This is a genomic window from Mesorhizobium sp. M8A.F.Ca.ET.161.01.1.1, assembly GCF_004792105.1.
GTDB lineage: Bacteria > Pseudomonadota > Alphaproteobacteria > Rhizobiales > Rhizobiaceae > Mesorhizobium.
On sequence record NZ_SRTD01000418.1, the window covers coordinates 1 to 295 of the forward strand.

Annotated in this window: 1 protein-coding gene; it reads left to right on the forward strand. The window is 66.8% G+C overall.

Features of this window, described 5'->3' with window-relative positions; genetic code table 11:
• The coding region (locus EN804_RS36345; RefSeq protein WP_246693558.1) for a LysR substrate-binding domain-containing protein at window positions 1-295 on the forward strand (295 nt) is incomplete at both ends.

Genomic DNA, 295 nt, shown 5'->3' on the forward strand with positions numbered 1-295 from the left:
GGCGGCAAGAGCGTGCGGATGACCGACGAGGCGCTCGCCCTGCAACCTCGCATCGAACGCATTCTCGCCGACATACGTGACGTCGAGACGACTGCCCGGCGCGGCCGCCCCGCCATGGAAGGCCGCTTCCGGCTGGGCATCATCCCGACGGTCGCGCCTTATCTCTTGCCTCGCGTCCTGCCGGAATTGAAGAAGCATTTCCCAGCCCTGCAGCTCGAACTGCGCGAGGCGGTGACCGCATCGCTGGTCGAGGACAATGTCTCGGGCAGGCTCGACGCTTTCATCGCCGCGCTGC